The sequence below is a fragment of the Streptomyces sp. TRM49041 genome (assembly GCF_008271805.1).
GTDB lineage: Bacteria > Actinomycetota > Actinomycetes > Streptomycetales > Streptomycetaceae > Streptomyces.
This window is the reverse complement of sequence record NZ_VSRY01000106.1, coordinates 23,621-35,274: the sequence shown is the minus strand read 5'-3', so window position 1 is coordinate 35,274 and position 11,654 is coordinate 23,621. Positions and strand designations below refer to the sequence as shown.

15 protein-coding genes, 1 tRNA gene and 1 pseudogene are annotated in these 11,654 nt (G+C 68.7%); 6 read left to right on the top strand and 11 right to left on the bottom strand.

The features are described 5' to 3' along the window. Nucleotides 1-251 precede the first annotated feature (251 nt). From FVS66_RS12670 to FVS66_RS12650, 6 genes are all read right to left on the bottom strand, one after another. Nucleotides 252-1,049, bottom strand: a complete 798-nt coding sequence (locus FVS66_RS12670; RefSeq protein ID WP_262386961.1) for a hypothetical protein — start codon at nucleotides 1,047-1,049, stop codon at nucleotides 252-254. A gap of 99 nt (nucleotides 1,050-1,148) precedes the next feature. After that, nucleotides 1,149-1,832: a histone-like nucleoid-structuring protein Lsr2 gene (locus FVS66_RS12665; RefSeq protein ID WP_187645497.1), complete on the bottom strand. Its 684-nt coding sequence runs from the start codon at nucleotides 1,830-1,832 to the stop codon at nucleotides 1,149-1,151. Continuing rightward, nucleotides 1,829-2,869 (bottom strand): RHS repeat-associated core domain-containing protein, encoded by a 1,041-nt coding sequence (locus tag FVS66_RS12660; RefSeq protein WP_262386960.1) that lies wholly within the window; start codon nucleotides 2,867-2,869, stop codon nucleotides 1,829-1,831. Before FVS66_RS12660 ends, FVS66_RS12665 begins: the two co-directional genes overlap by 4 nt. A 41-nt stretch (nucleotides 2,870-2,910) precedes the next feature. Further along, nucleotides 2,911-3,231, bottom strand: coding sequence for a hypothetical protein (locus tag FVS66_RS35875; protein WP_262386959.1), 321 nt, complete (start codon nucleotides 3,229-3,231; stop codon nucleotides 2,911-2,913). A gap of 171 nt (nucleotides 3,232-3,402) precedes the next feature. Further along, a complete protein-coding gene (locus tag FVS66_RS12655; RefSeq protein WP_262386958.1) occupies nucleotides 3,403-3,807 on the bottom strand; it encodes an IS110 family transposase in 405 nt (134 codons plus the stop codon). A 262-nt stretch (nucleotides 3,808-4,069) separates the two neighbouring features. Continuing rightward, nucleotides 4,070-4,687 carry a hypothetical protein gene (locus FVS66_RS12650; RefSeq protein WP_149181289.1) on the bottom strand — a complete coding sequence of 206 codons (618 nt, stop codon included), beginning with the start codon at nucleotides 4,685-4,687 and terminating at the stop codon, nucleotides 4,070-4,072. 105 nt (nucleotides 4,688-4,792) lie between these two features. Here FVS66_RS12650 and FVS66_RS12645 point away from each other — a divergent pair. Beyond that, nucleotides 4,793-5,210, top strand: a pseudogene (locus tag FVS66_RS12645) (transposase); the annotation flags it as partial. 88 nt (nucleotides 5,211-5,298) lie between these two features. Here FVS66_RS12645 and FVS66_RS12640 read toward each other — a convergent pair. Continuing rightward, nucleotides 5,299-5,679 (bottom strand): DUF6463 family protein, encoded by a 381-nt coding sequence (locus tag FVS66_RS12640; RefSeq protein ID WP_222946926.1) that lies wholly within the window; start codon nucleotides 5,677-5,679, stop codon nucleotides 5,299-5,301. 60 nt (nucleotides 5,680-5,739) lie between these two features. Between FVS66_RS12640 and FVS66_RS12635 the strand changes: the two genes are divergently transcribed. The 3 genes from FVS66_RS12635 (at nucleotide 5,740) to FVS66_RS36795 (ending at nucleotide 7,731) form a co-directional block, all read left to right on the top strand. After that, nucleotides 5,740-6,303, top strand: coding sequence for a TetR/AcrR family transcriptional regulator (locus FVS66_RS12635; RefSeq protein ID WP_149181287.1), 564 nt, complete (start codon nucleotides 5,740-5,742; stop codon nucleotides 6,301-6,303). Nucleotides 6,304-7,107: 804 nt separating this feature from the next. Further along, a complete protein-coding gene (locus FVS66_RS36800; protein WP_399225423.1) occupies nucleotides 7,108-7,443 on the top strand; it encodes a reverse transcriptase N-terminal domain-containing protein in 336 nt (111 codons plus the stop codon). A 42-nt stretch (nucleotides 7,444-7,485) separates the two neighbouring features. Next, nucleotides 7,486-7,731, top strand: a complete 246-nt coding sequence (locus FVS66_RS36795; RefSeq protein WP_399225421.1) for a hypothetical protein — start codon at nucleotides 7,486-7,488, stop codon at nucleotides 7,729-7,731. Between the two features lie 7 nt (nucleotides 7,732-7,738). On the opposite strand, the gene FVS66_RS12620 is transcribed toward FVS66_RS36795, so the two are convergent. After that, nucleotides 7,739-8,050, bottom strand: coding sequence for an integrase core domain-containing protein (locus FVS66_RS12620; protein ID WP_149181286.1), 312 nt, complete (start codon nucleotides 8,048-8,050; stop codon nucleotides 7,739-7,741). 150 nt (nucleotides 8,051-8,200) lie between these two features. On the opposite strand from FVS66_RS12620, the gene FVS66_RS12615 reads away from it, so the two are divergent. Further along, nucleotides 8,201-8,983: a zinc ribbon domain-containing protein gene (locus FVS66_RS12615; RefSeq protein WP_149181285.1), complete on the top strand. Its 783-nt coding sequence runs from the start codon at nucleotides 8,201-8,203 to the stop codon at nucleotides 8,981-8,983. Here FVS66_RS12615 and FVS66_RS12610 read toward each other — a convergent pair. Next, nucleotides 8,948-9,032, bottom strand: a tRNA-Leu gene (locus tag FVS66_RS12610). The genes FVS66_RS12615 and FVS66_RS12610 overlap by 36 nt on opposite strands. A 167-nt stretch (nucleotides 9,033-9,199) precedes the next feature. After that, complete coding sequence (locus FVS66_RS12605; RefSeq protein ID WP_149181284.1) at nucleotides 9,200-10,138, bottom strand: beta-ketoacyl-ACP synthase III; 939 nt, start codon at nucleotides 10,136-10,138, stop codon at nucleotides 9,200-9,202. Between the two features lie 184 nt (nucleotides 10,139-10,322). On the opposite strand from FVS66_RS12605, the gene fdhD reads away from it, so the two are divergent. Further along, nucleotides 10,323-11,177 (top strand): formate dehydrogenase accessory sulfurtransferase FdhD, encoded by an 855-nt coding sequence (fdhD, locus tag FVS66_RS12600; RefSeq protein ID WP_149181283.1) that lies wholly within the window; start codon nucleotides 10,323-10,325, stop codon nucleotides 11,175-11,177. 13 nt (nucleotides 11,178-11,190) lie between these two features. Here the strand turns inward: fdhD and FVS66_RS12595 are convergent, their stop codons facing one another. Further along, nucleotides 11,191-11,595 (bottom strand): (2Fe-2S) ferredoxin domain-containing protein, encoded by a 405-nt coding sequence (locus tag FVS66_RS12595; RefSeq protein WP_149181282.1) that lies wholly within the window; start codon nucleotides 11,593-11,595, stop codon nucleotides 11,191-11,193. Nucleotides 11,596-11,654 lie beyond the last annotated feature (59 nt).

Genomic DNA, 11,654 nt, shown 5'->3' with positions numbered 1-11,654 from the left:
GTCTGTCGTAGCCGAGGGCGCGCCCGAGTCGCAGGTTCGCCGGATCGTCGCCGGATCCATGCGGCGGCTGTCCGGTCACGGGACCAGTGCGCGCCTTCAGGCGGACCTGATCTCGACGAGGCGTTCCACGGCGGGACACATCATGATCTGAAGGGATCATTGGAAGCTGAGCCGGTGAGGGTGAGTCGGGTCGGTCGGGCAGGTAGGAATGCGCATCTGGCCGCGGCCGAGGTAGACGCCGACCGGGTCGATCACGCGGGGGTCGTCAGACGCGGCGTGGTTTTCGAGGGGGAGCCAGCTACGCGAGGCGCCGTCGCACTCCCAGGTGGCGACGGTGAGCAACGGGGCATCGGCGTCCGGCACACGAGGCAGTCGATGGGGGCGGGGTCGGTCAGGTGCCAGGAGGCGAAGCCGCCGATCTTCCAGCCCGGGGCGATGGACAGATGACTCATGTAGTCGATCTCGACTGGTTCCTCGGCGCGGGCGGCGGCCATGGCTGCCTCGTACTCCTCGTACGTCGCGTAGCTGACGGGCTCGGAGGAGTCGTACGCGCCTTCGTCGTCCTCGTCGAGGAGGCCCTCTTCCCACTCGGCGATCTCCTCCGGGAGTTCTTCGCTCACCAGCCCGAGGTATTGGTGCTCCACGACCTGGTCCGGGTGTACGACGCATGTGTTGGGTACGCACTCCGCGCTGCCCGCCACCCGTGGTTCAGGCTGCGGCGTCAGTAGGGCGCCGACGCTGTCCGCCCGGCGCCACTTCAGGAGCACGTCGATCGTGCGGTCCGGACCGTGGGCCTCGAACGGGCACCAGAACACCTGGAGCAGGTCGCAGCCTTCGGGGCCTGCGAGGTCCGGGATGTCCCGGGTGTGGAGCTGGGCGACGGCCAGCATCGGCAGCGGGTCCTCGTCCCGCAGCTCCGGGGCGTGGTTACCAGCGGTCATGCCGTCGAGGAGGCGTCGCTCCTCCTCGGTGAAGTCCAGTCCGTACGCGGTCAGCGCGGGGAAGACCGATTCGATATCGACGGGGCGCGGGGGCATGGTGCGGATCACGCAAGAGCCTCCAAGGCCGTTCGGCGTTGATGAGGCGTTCGACGGCGGGATGCATTCCTCTGTCGGGGTCTGGCACCACGCCAGTGCACCTCAGCGCGTTCACGCGTTGTGGGCTTCTCTCCATCTGGTGACGATCTCTGCGGGCACGCGTCCGCGGTCCGGTACGTCGTAGCCCTGAGCTCGAGCCCATTCGCGCACGGTCTGGGTGTCGACGGCTCCTCCGGCGGTCGGCGCCGGCTGCGGTGAATTGCTGTCGGGAGCCGACGGTGAGGAAGAGAAGACGACACCGTGGTCGAGCAGACCGGCAGGGAACAGGGGAACGGTGATGCGGCCGGTGAGGACCTCGGTGAGAAAGTTGGTGAGCGTGCCGTCGTAGGTGTACCAGCGGGGCCCGCGTGCTTCGTTGACGGCGATGCGCCAGGTGTCGGGCTGGTCCTGGGGGTCGGTGATCCAGAAGAGGTACTCGCCGTTGTCGGTGACCCCGATGGCGAAGAGATGCCGTGGGTCGTGGGGCACGGGGTAGGTGCCCTGGTCGTGGGCCTGACGGAGCTGTTCGCGGATGGCGGTGGGCATGCGGCCGGTGAGGTCGACCCAGGGCGTGGCGCTGCGGGGGTGGTAGATGCGGATGAAGTCGCAGAATGCGCCAGGGCCGTAGGTGGAGGCCATCTGCTTGTAGTCGTCGGGCAGCGTCATGCCCAGGGTGTCCTCGACAGCCTGCCAGTCGACTGCCGGTGCCGTATGTGGGGGTGGGCACAGTTGTGTGAGGTCGTTGAGGCTGGTCACAGGAGTCCTCGGCGGTGTCGTTGTTGCTGCCCGTGTGCGGGATTGTCCAGGATCGTATCCACGATCGATTTTCCGTGCTGGTCAGCGGCTTCGAGCTGGACGGAGACCGGCACGGAGTCCCTCTTGTCGTCGGTGTATTCGAGGTAAACGTTGTAGGTGACGATCTTTCCGTCCTTCTGGACGGCGTTGTAGATAGCCTGCTCGAAGTCGCGCATTTCCGGACTGTTCGTTGGGTTCTGGATGATGGTGAACAGGTTGTCCAGCGTGTCGCCGGATCCGCCGAGCATGCGGGCGAGCATGTGTCCCCGGGCCTGGTTGTAGTCGCCTCCGAGGAAGCCGGGTGGTCTGAGTGACTTGTTGGCTTCTGTGCCTTCGTCGAGCATGTCGCGGGTGATGATCGCGTTCATCTCGTAGGGGCGTCCGTGTGCGTCCCGGGTGAACTTGACGCGGCCGCCCCATGTCGGGTCCGGGTCGCAGCCGGCCAGGCCGAGTGGGTCGGCCTGGGTGAAGGGGTTGGGAACGTAGGCGTAGTGGTTGATGGAGGGGGCCAGGCCGAGTGGGTCGGGGGTGAGGTACCGACCCAGGCCGGGGTCGTAGTAGCGATTGACGTTGTAGTGGAGGCCGGTTTCGGGGTCGAAGGTCTGGCCGGGGTAGCGCAGCGGGGTGTAGGCGGTGCTGTCGCGGTTCCACTGGGTGTCGCCCCACGCTGTCGTGCGGGACCGCCAGGCGATCTGACCGTCGGGGGCGATGAGCTCGCTCGGGCTGCCGGAGAGGTCGGCCACGATCGCGAAGAACCGGCGGTCGATTTCACGCTGGGCATCATCGGTCTTGGACTCACGCTGGGCCAGTGGGTACATGCCGGCGTAGTCCCAGACCAGGATGGTGTGGTCGGTGTACTGCTCAGCAACCTGTGCGCCGTCCCAGCAGTAGGAGGTCGTCTCTTCGCAGCGGCCGTCGGAATTGAGGCGCTGTTTGGCGATCCGGCGGCCGAGTGCGTCGTAGAGGTAGTGCCAGTGGACGTTGCCGGGGGCTTCCACGTGGGTGAGGCGGTCCTCGGCGTTCCACTGGAAGTTCCAGGTCAGGGTTTTGCCGGAGAGGGTGGTTGTGCGGCGCTGTGTGATGCGGCCCTGGGCGTCGTGGCGGTAGGTGGTGCGTCCAGCGCGGGTGATGCGGGTGCCGTGGTAGGTGCGTTCGCCGGAGTGTGTCGGCCGGGTGCCTCGGAGGGCAGCGTGGTGTGGGTCTGGTCGCCGGCCAGGTTGTAGGCGTACTGCTCGGTCCAGTCGGGGGCCTGGACGGCAGTGATGCGGCTGGAGGCGTCCAGCCGTACGCCCTCTACGAAGCGCGAGCGCTCGCCCGCCCCGGTCAGGGCCACTACCGGCGTGTCACGCGTGGCCGCCACGCAGCGCGGGGAGGCCGCCGATGTCCCCCGTTATGCTTTCCGCGGTCCTGCAAGAGGGCCGCTGGCCTCCGGGCCCGGCATGACTGTGTCCCCCTGTCGAACGGATGACCTGGGGGGGTGTCACCGGGCCCGGGAGGTGCCGTCGGAGACGCTGATGAGTGCCTCTGTGTGTCAAGCGGCCGTAGTGAGAGCCTTGTGGCGGTCGCGTTTGAGGGTGCGGTAGACCACGTTCGAGAGGCGTCGTTTGAGGGCCCTCCGCGCCTCGGCCGGTGTCTTGCCCTCGGTGATCTTGCGCAGGTAGTACTCCTGTCCACGGCCGCCGTCGCGGATCTGGCAGACAGCGACAATGTGCAGGACCGAGTTGAGGGCTCGGTTTCCTCCGGTGTTGAGGCGGTGGCGGGTGTTCTTCCCGCTGGAGGCGTCCAGTGGGGCCGTAACGGTATAGCTGGCGAAGTGGTGCTCGGTAGGGAAGCGCGCGGCGTCGCCCACGTGCCCGAGCAGCTTGGCGGCGATCACGGTGCCCAGTCCGGGCAGTGCGGTCAGCGCGGTGCGGGCGGCCGCCAGGGCGTCACGCATCTGGGCATCATTGTCACGGACCTGGCGGTCGACGCGTCGAAGATCCGCGGCAGGGTCGACGAAACCCATGGAGGCACCCCCGGGGCCGGGGCCTCTCGTGGAGGGAGGCTCATCCTTCGTCGGTCAGGGCCTTGGTGAACAGCTCTTCGGAGCCCAGCGAGCGGAGCAGGGGGCCGAGGAGTGGCTCATTCCGCAGATGTGGAGGTTAAACCGTACGCAGCGATCCGGCGTGACCACATCACGCGAGGTGGCCCGTTGCGCCCTACTCGCTCAGTCCCACGACTCCCCAGCCCCGCCGGGCGGCTTCGGAAAGGACGCGGCCCCAGTCGTCCAGCAGGTCGCTGAACTTGTCGAAGTCGCCGATCCACCCTTCGGGAACGGCGGCGTGCTCGTTGAAGGCACCACGCAGCCCGCCGAGCCGGGGCCGGACCTGCTCCCACGTCGCGGCCAGTTCCCGCACGCTGTCCGGCGACCGCGCGAGCAGCACGCCATAGGTGACGGCGGGGTCATCGCAGAAGAAGCCCGGTTCCACATGCTCGTCCGCATGGTCCAGCCCTCCCCAGATCAGCCCGAGCAGCAAGGTGTCCAGCTCGGTCCGCACCAGCGGGTCGGCATGGTCGCGCACGGAATTCCACCGCTCCCCGGCCCAGAAGTGCGGCTTAAACGAGCCGAGGGTGCCCCGGAACTCGTAGACGGCGAAGGAGGCACTGTGGGGCCCTCGTGGCCACGCCCAGTCGCCTTCGACCACCGGCGCGTCGTGATCCCACAGCCCTGTCTCGTCGGCGTACCAGGCATCCCTCAACCGCGACAGCCTCTCTCTGGGCGGAACGTCGCCCAGCAATGACCAGCCGGCGATTATCACAGTGATGTCCAGCCCCATGCCCGTGAGAGTACCGATCACTGATACTGCGAGGTGCCAGTACCGGAGGCCTGCTTCGGGTGCCTGTCGGGACTGCTAACGGACAGCCCGAAGCCCTCTTCCCCTGCCGCGCGGGCTGAAATCCGCCGACGTGTCTGGCGGTTGGCCAGCCGGGAAGCGCCTGATGCGGGCGGGGCGGTGACCGTGGACCTCGACGGGGTGCTGGTGATCGCGCACTCGGACAAGGAAGACGCCGCACCCACGTGGAAGCGAACCTACGGCCACCACCCGCTGACGGGGTTCGTCGACCACGGACCGGGCGGCACGGGTGAACCGGTCGCGGCCCTGCTCAGACCAGGCAACGCGGGATCGAACACGGCCAACCGACCACATCACCGCCGCCCAACTGGCCTTGGCCCAGCTGCCGAAGAAGTACCGACGCGGGCACCGGACCCTGATCCGCACCGACTCCGCGGGCGGCACTGACGACTTCGTCGCCTGGCTCGCTCAGCGGGGACGGTGGCTGTCCTACTCGGTCGGCATGGTGACACCGAGGCGACCAGCAAGATCAAGGCGCGCAGCGCCTTTTCAGTCGCGGCCTCCAGCTTGCCGGGGCCGCGACTGAAGGCACCTCACGCCGAACGAACAGCTCGCGCGCCTCGGATCAGCAGCGCCGCCGGGATCAGCCCCAGCAGCATCGGCGTCGGCTCCAGAACCGCCGCCGCCACCACGCACCACACCGCCAGCCCCCAGCCGATAGACGCCGGCAACGCGATGCTCCGCCGGGCCAGGTCGGATACGAGCGCACCCAGCAGCATCATCGGCACGGCGAAGCTGCCGATCGAGATCCAGAACGCACCGTTCGCGCCACGGGGGTGGATGAACTCGTCACGCGGCAGCCCCCACAGTGCTCCGGTGAACCACTCGTCGGCGTACTGGACGTTCTGCACTCCCAGCACGATGAGGTGCACCGCTCCCAGGATCATCAGGATCCGTCCTGCCCAGCGTCCCATCACCGCTCCCTCTTTTCGAAACCATGAGTTTCGGAACCGTAAGTACCGTAACATGGCCGCATGGGACGACCTCGAGACAGCCGGGTCGACGAAGCGATCCTCACCGCCACCCGCAGTCTCCTGGCGGAGAGCGGATACGCCGGGCTCACGGTGGACGCCGTGGCCGAGCGCGCGCGGATCGGCAAGGCGGCGATCTACCGGCGCTATGCGACGAAGCAGGAGATGGTGTTCGCAGCAGCCGTGCACAGCGCGGACCTGCCCCCGCCCCCCGATACAGGAAGCCTGCTCGGGGACCTGACGGTGCTCGTCCAGGAGATCGTGGACCACGTCACCAACCCGGCGGCCGCCGCCGCGATCCCCGGGCTGCTCGCCGACGTACGCAGTTCGCCGGAGCTCGCCGCTCGCTTCCACGACGCCTTCGTCACCGTCCAGCAGGCCGGCCTCGCCGAACTGCTCGGCCGAGCGGTCGCCCGCGGCGAGCTCCCGTCATCCCCGGACATCGACCTCGTCCATGCCCTGGTGGCCGGCCCGGTCTTCGCCACGGTCTACCTCCAAAACCGCTCCCCGGACGGCCTGGCCGAACAACTGGGCCGGATCGTCACCGCCGCTCTCACTGGGGCCTGATCGGCCCATCAGACCCGGGTCCGGCGACTCCCGTCAGCCGGGTGGGCCGCTCGGCACTGGTCAGTTCCTGCCAGCGGGCGAGCTCGGACTGATGGAAGCCGATGGCATTGGCTTCCGCGACGGCTTCGGCTGCAGCGACGTGCGACCCGGATCGCTGCCGGGCCGCGGGGCTTGGTGAGGACACCGTCTTCGCGACCAAGCCGGAACTGGCCGCCGCGATGATCGAACGGTTCCACAGTGGCGGAGGTTCGGCGACTCCTGGCAGCTTGTCGTGCCCGCCCCCCGCACCTGAGCGGACACCGCGGACGACACCACGCGCTGAGCTGGTCGAACTGGCGCCGCCGACGCCAAGCAGTCGCCCGCCGCTGTCACTACCTACGGCGTTGTCGCACGATCGAGGGGCGGTCCCCATGAGACCATCCCGCACGATCGAAGTCCCGCTACCCTCCCGCCACCCGACGAAAGCCCAGGTCAGACAGCGAAATCCTGCTGGAGTATTTAGGGGGCGTCCTCCCCGGTCGCGTCTCGTATGGGCGGAACGTGGAAACCCCGTCGGGGTCCCGGCCTTGAGGCCGGGTAGGCCGATCGTGAGAGGGGCGTAAGCCCTCGGCGGGACAGGAAGTCCAAGAAGCGGATGCTGGCTGCCGAAAGGCAACGGGACTCGTGACATCACGGCTACCACTCCAGGCGGCTGTCACGGGGAACCCGCCGGATACCGCTCCAGGCGACCGGGCCTGAAAGGGCGCTGACGTGGGCTGGTGAGCCTTTGAACGCCGAGGCCGAGAGCCTCTCGAACCGAGGGACATGTTGGACACCATTGCGGTGAACGGACCCGAGGACGTTCTCGACTGGGACGCCATTGTCTGGCGGACTCACGAAAAGAACGTAGTGAGACTGCGGCGGAGGATCTTCAAGGCGACACGAGATGAGGACTGGGCCGTGGTCCGGTCCCTGCAGAAACTGATGCTGAGGTCCTGGTCGAACACGCTGGTCAGCGTTCGACAGGTCACTCAACGAAATACTGGGCGTCGGACGGCCGGGATTGACGGGGAAACTGCCCTGTCGCCCGAGACAGGGCGACGGTGGCGATGCGGGTGCACCGCACCGCCCTGGGACCCCATGCCGGTCCGACGTGTGTAAATTCCGAAGGCCAATGGAAAGCAGCGGCCGCTCGGCATTCCCGTGATCTTGGACCGGTGCCATCAGGCACGGGCCCGCAGTGCACTGGAGCCCGAGTGGGAAGCCCGGTTCGAGCTCCGTTCCTATGGGTTCCACCCCGGGCAAAGCTGCGCCGATGCGATCGGCTCCTTGTCTTCCACGCTCAGTGGGCCACGCGCCCGACGGGTATGGATTCTGGATGCCGATCTGTCAGCTGCGTTCGACAAGATCGGCCACTTGAGCTGCCCCGAGTTTCGTAGAGTCCGGTGATCTTGTTTCAGGCGGACTGCAGGGTGGCTTCCTGCTGTCGCCACCAGTCGCGTTCGTACTCGGCGCGCGGTACATAGTCGAGGGCGGAGTGGAGCCGTTCCTCGTTGCACCACGTGACCCACTGGAAGATCGCCCGCTCGACCTGGTCGAAGTCCTTCCAGGGGCCCTGCATCTCGATCAGCTCGGCCTTGAAAGTGCCGTTCAGTGCCTCGGCCATCGCAATTTCGTAGCTGTCCGCGACGGACCCGACCGATGCCGAGGCGCCGATCTCGGCGAGCCGGTCGGTGTACCGAATGGATACGTACTGATCGGCGGTCACTGTGATGAATGAGCCCGGAGTCCTTCTTGACCCGTCGCCGCCACAGCGCCATCTCCAGTGCGTCCAGCGGGAGTTCGGTCCGTCACGCTCGGGCACCGAACCAAGTACGTCTGGAACTCCCCCGACGACTGGATCTAGTCCACCGAGCTCGTGCACGAACCTCTCGTCAGCAAAACCACGTTCAACCAGGCTCAGGCCAAACTGTACAGCCGCCGCCGGCGGCAGACAGCCGAGCGCAGTCCCCGCGCCACCACCCGTCCCTATGCACTGCGCGGACTGATGCGCTGCTCATTGTGCAACCGGAAGATGCAAGGCATCTTCAACCACGGCCACCCCCACTACCGCTGCCGATACCCCTCCGAGTACGCCCAGAGCAGCGCCATCGACCACCACCTCACCGTCTACGTCCGGGAGGACCACATCCTGCCGGAGCTCGACGAGTGGATCGCGAAGGTCTTCGCGCCCAGGCGTCTCAAGAACACTCTGCAGGCCATGCAGCAGTCTCAGCAGGCGGACGCAGCCACCCAGTCCGGCACCGAAGCGGCGCGCCGTATCGTCGCGGACTGTGATCGACGCCTCGCCCAGTACCAGGCCGCGCTCGACGCGGGAGCCAGCCCGGTCACTGTGGCGCAGTGGATCCGCCAGGCCGAAGCCGACAAGGCCGTGGCCCAGCAACAGTTGATCACGGCCCGCACCGCTCAGCGGAGCGTCCTCACCGAGGAGCAGATCCTCGGCATGATCGAGGATCTCGGTGATCTCACCGACCGGCTCCTGGCCGCCCCACCCGAGCGCAAGGCTCCGGTCTACCAGGCCTTCGGGCTCGGACTCGTCTACAACACGAAAACGCAGGTTGTGACCGTTACGTCGCAACCCGCGTCATCCGTGTACGTAAGTGAGTGTCCGAGGGGGGACTTGAACCCCCACGCCCGATAAAGGGCACTAGCACCTCAAGCTAGCGCGTCTGCCATTCCGCCACCCGGACCAGGTGTCTTGCCGCTTCGGGGTGCTCCCCGCGGCGACATGGATAACTCTACCAGGGGTTCGAGGTCGCCTTCACCCACATATCCCGTGGTCAGGGCGGTGCCGGTGAGGCCCGGGGCGGGGGTGTACGCAGTGCTCGCGGCGGGCTACGGAGGGTTGGCGGGGGGCTCAGGGGCAGCGGATCACTTGGCCCGCGTACGAGAGGTTGCCGCCGAAGCCGAAGAGGAGGGCCGGGGCGCCCGAGGCGACGTCACCGCGTTCGACGAGCTTGGAGAGGGCCATCGGGATCGACGCCGCGGAGGTGTTGCCCGACTCCGTGACGTCGCGTGCGACGACCGCGTTGACGGCGCCGATGCGCTGGGCGACGGGTTCGATGATGCGGAGGTTGGCCTGGTGGAGGACGACCGCGGCCAGGTCCTCGGGGGTGAGGCCGGCGCGGGCGCAGACCTGGCGGGCGATGGGCGGGAGCTGGGTGGTGGCCCAGCGGTAGACGGCCTGGCCCTCCTGGGCGAAGCGGGGCGGGGTGCCCTCGATCCGGACCGCGTGGCCCATCTCGGGTACGGAGCCCCAGAGGACCGGGCCGATGCCCTCGGAGTCGGCGGCCTCCACGATCGCGGCGCCCGCGCCGTCGCCGACCAGGACGCACGTCGTACGGTCCGTCCAGTCGGTGATCTCGGTCATCTTGTCGGCGCCGATGACCAGGGCGCGGCGCGCCGACCCGGCCCGTACGGCGTGGTCGGCGGTGGCCAGCGCGTGGGTGAAGCCGGCGCAGACGACGTTGAGGTCCATCGTGGCCGGACCGGTCATGCCCAGGCGGGCGGCGACGCGGGCGGCCGTGTTCGGGGACCGGTCGATCGCGGTGGACGTGGCGACCAGGACCAGGTCGATGGCCGCAGGTGACAGCCCGGCCGACGCCAACGCCTTCGCGCCCGCCTGCGCGGCCATCTCGTCGACCGGCTCGTCCGGGCCCGCGACATGGCGGGTACGGATACCGACCCGGCTGCGGATCCACTCGTCGCTGGTGTCGACCATGGCCGCCAGGTCGTCGTTGGTCAGCACCTTGGCGGGCTGGTAGTGCCCGAGCGCGGCGATACGAGTGCCCGTCATGCCCGGGTACCCCCTCAGCTGTTGGTTCGTCCATGGTCAGGAGCCCTCAAGTCTGCTCAGCGACTCACCGGTAACCCGTCGCGTGATCCGACAGGATTCGCGCCCGGTACTTGGAGAGTCCACTCACATCGAGTGTGCGGGAGAATGTCTCCTGAACACACGACCACGGGCAGGACTGGGGAACATGGGACGGGTCACCGAGCGCCGCCGCGTCATCCGCATCCGGGACGGCGCCGTGTCCGCCCGACCCGACACACTCGTGGCCGAGGAGCCGCTGGAGATCCGGCTCAACGGCAGGCCCCTCGCCGTCACCATGCGCACGCCCGGCGACGACTTCGCGCTCGCCGCCGGGTTCCTCGTGAGCGAGGGCGTGCTCGGTGCCGCCTCCGACGTGCGGAACATCGTGTACTGCGCCGGCGCCCGGGACGACGGCGGCGGCAACACGTACAACGTCGTCGACGTCCAGCTCGCGCCCGGCGTGCCCGTACCCGACATCACGCTCGAGCGGAACGTCTACACCACCTCGTCGTGCGGGCTCTGCGGCAAGGCCAGCCTCGATGCCGTGCGGACCAGTACCCGGTTCGCGCCGGACGAGCGCTCGGCGCCGCGGATACCCGTCGAGCTGCTCTCCGAGCTTCCTGACCGGCTGCGGGCCGCGCAGCGGGTGTTCGAGCGGACCGGCGGGCTGCACGCCGCCGCGCTTTTCTCCGAGTCGGGTGAGCTGCTCGACGTACGGGAGGACGTGGGTCGGCACAACGCCGTGGACAAGGTGGTGGGCCGCGCCCTGCGCGAGGACCGGCTGCCGCTCGGCCGGACGGTGCTGCTGGTGTCCGGGAGGGCGTCGTTCGAGCTGGCGCAGAAGGCCGTGATGGCGGGTGTGCCGGTGCTCGCGGCGGTCTCGGCCCCGTCGTCGCTGGCCGTGGACCTGGCCGCCGAGACGGGGCTCACGCTGGTCGGGTTCCTGCGGGGCGGGTCCATGAACGTGTACGCGGGCGAGCACCGGCTCGTGGTGGGGGACGACACCGCGGTGCGCGGCTGAGTCCGGTCCCGTCTCAGCGGGCGCGGCGCCTCGCGTCCATCGGCGGGTCGATCAGCTGGAGCATGAGGGTCGACGGGGGCTCCGCGACGCCCGGGCCGCCCGCCTCGACCCAGGCGAGGATGTCGTCGAGGCAGTCGTCGTCGAGGGCCCAGCCGATCCAGGCGGCGCGGGCGCCCCGGCGGCGGGCATCGGTGGAGGGCTGGACGACGACGACATTGGCCTGGCCGCAGGGGCCGAGGCAGTCGCTCGTACGGACGGCGAGCCTGCCGCCGGACGCCGCGGCCGCCTGCCGCAGCCGCTCCAGCTGGCCCGCGTGGTCGGTGCCGGGGTTCTTGCGGGCGTCGCCGCAGCAGCAGCCGCGGCAGACGACGAGGGAGCAGGGGCGGGTGGCTCCGGGGCGTATCCAGCTACGGGTCACCGGGCGCCGCCCGAAGGGTGCGGGGCGGCGGGCGGCGCGGGGCGGTGCTCTGGTGCGGG

Bases quoted from the DNA above. Each gene is read 5' to 3' on its own strand.
- FVS66_RS12655 (WP_262386958.1), bottom strand. From the start codon at position 3,807: ATGCGTGACGCCCTGGCGGCCGCCCGCACCGCGCTGACCGCACTGCCC.
- FVS66_RS12650 (WP_149181289.1), bottom strand. From the start codon at position 4,687: ATGGGGCTGGACATCACTGTGATAATCGCCGGCTGGTCATTGCTGGGC.
- FVS66_RS12640 (WP_222946926.1), bottom strand. From the start codon at position 5,679: ATGGGACGCTGGGCAGGACGGATCCTGATGATCCTGGGAGCGGTGCAC.
- FVS66_RS12635 (WP_149181287.1), top strand. From the start codon at position 5,740: ATGGGACGACCTCGAGACAGCCGGGTCGACGAAGCGATCCTCACCGCC.
- FVS66_RS36800 (WP_399225423.1), top strand. From the start codon at position 7,108: ATGTTGGACACCATTGCGGTGAACGGACCCGAGGACGTTCTCGACTGG.
- FVS66_RS12605 (WP_149181284.1), bottom strand. From the start codon at position 10,138: ATGACGGGCACTCGTATCGCCGCGCTCGGGCACTACCAGCCCGCCAAG.
- fdhD (WP_149181283.1), top strand. From the start codon at position 10,323: ATGGGACGGGTCACCGAGCGCCGCCGCGTCATCCGCATCCGGGACGGC.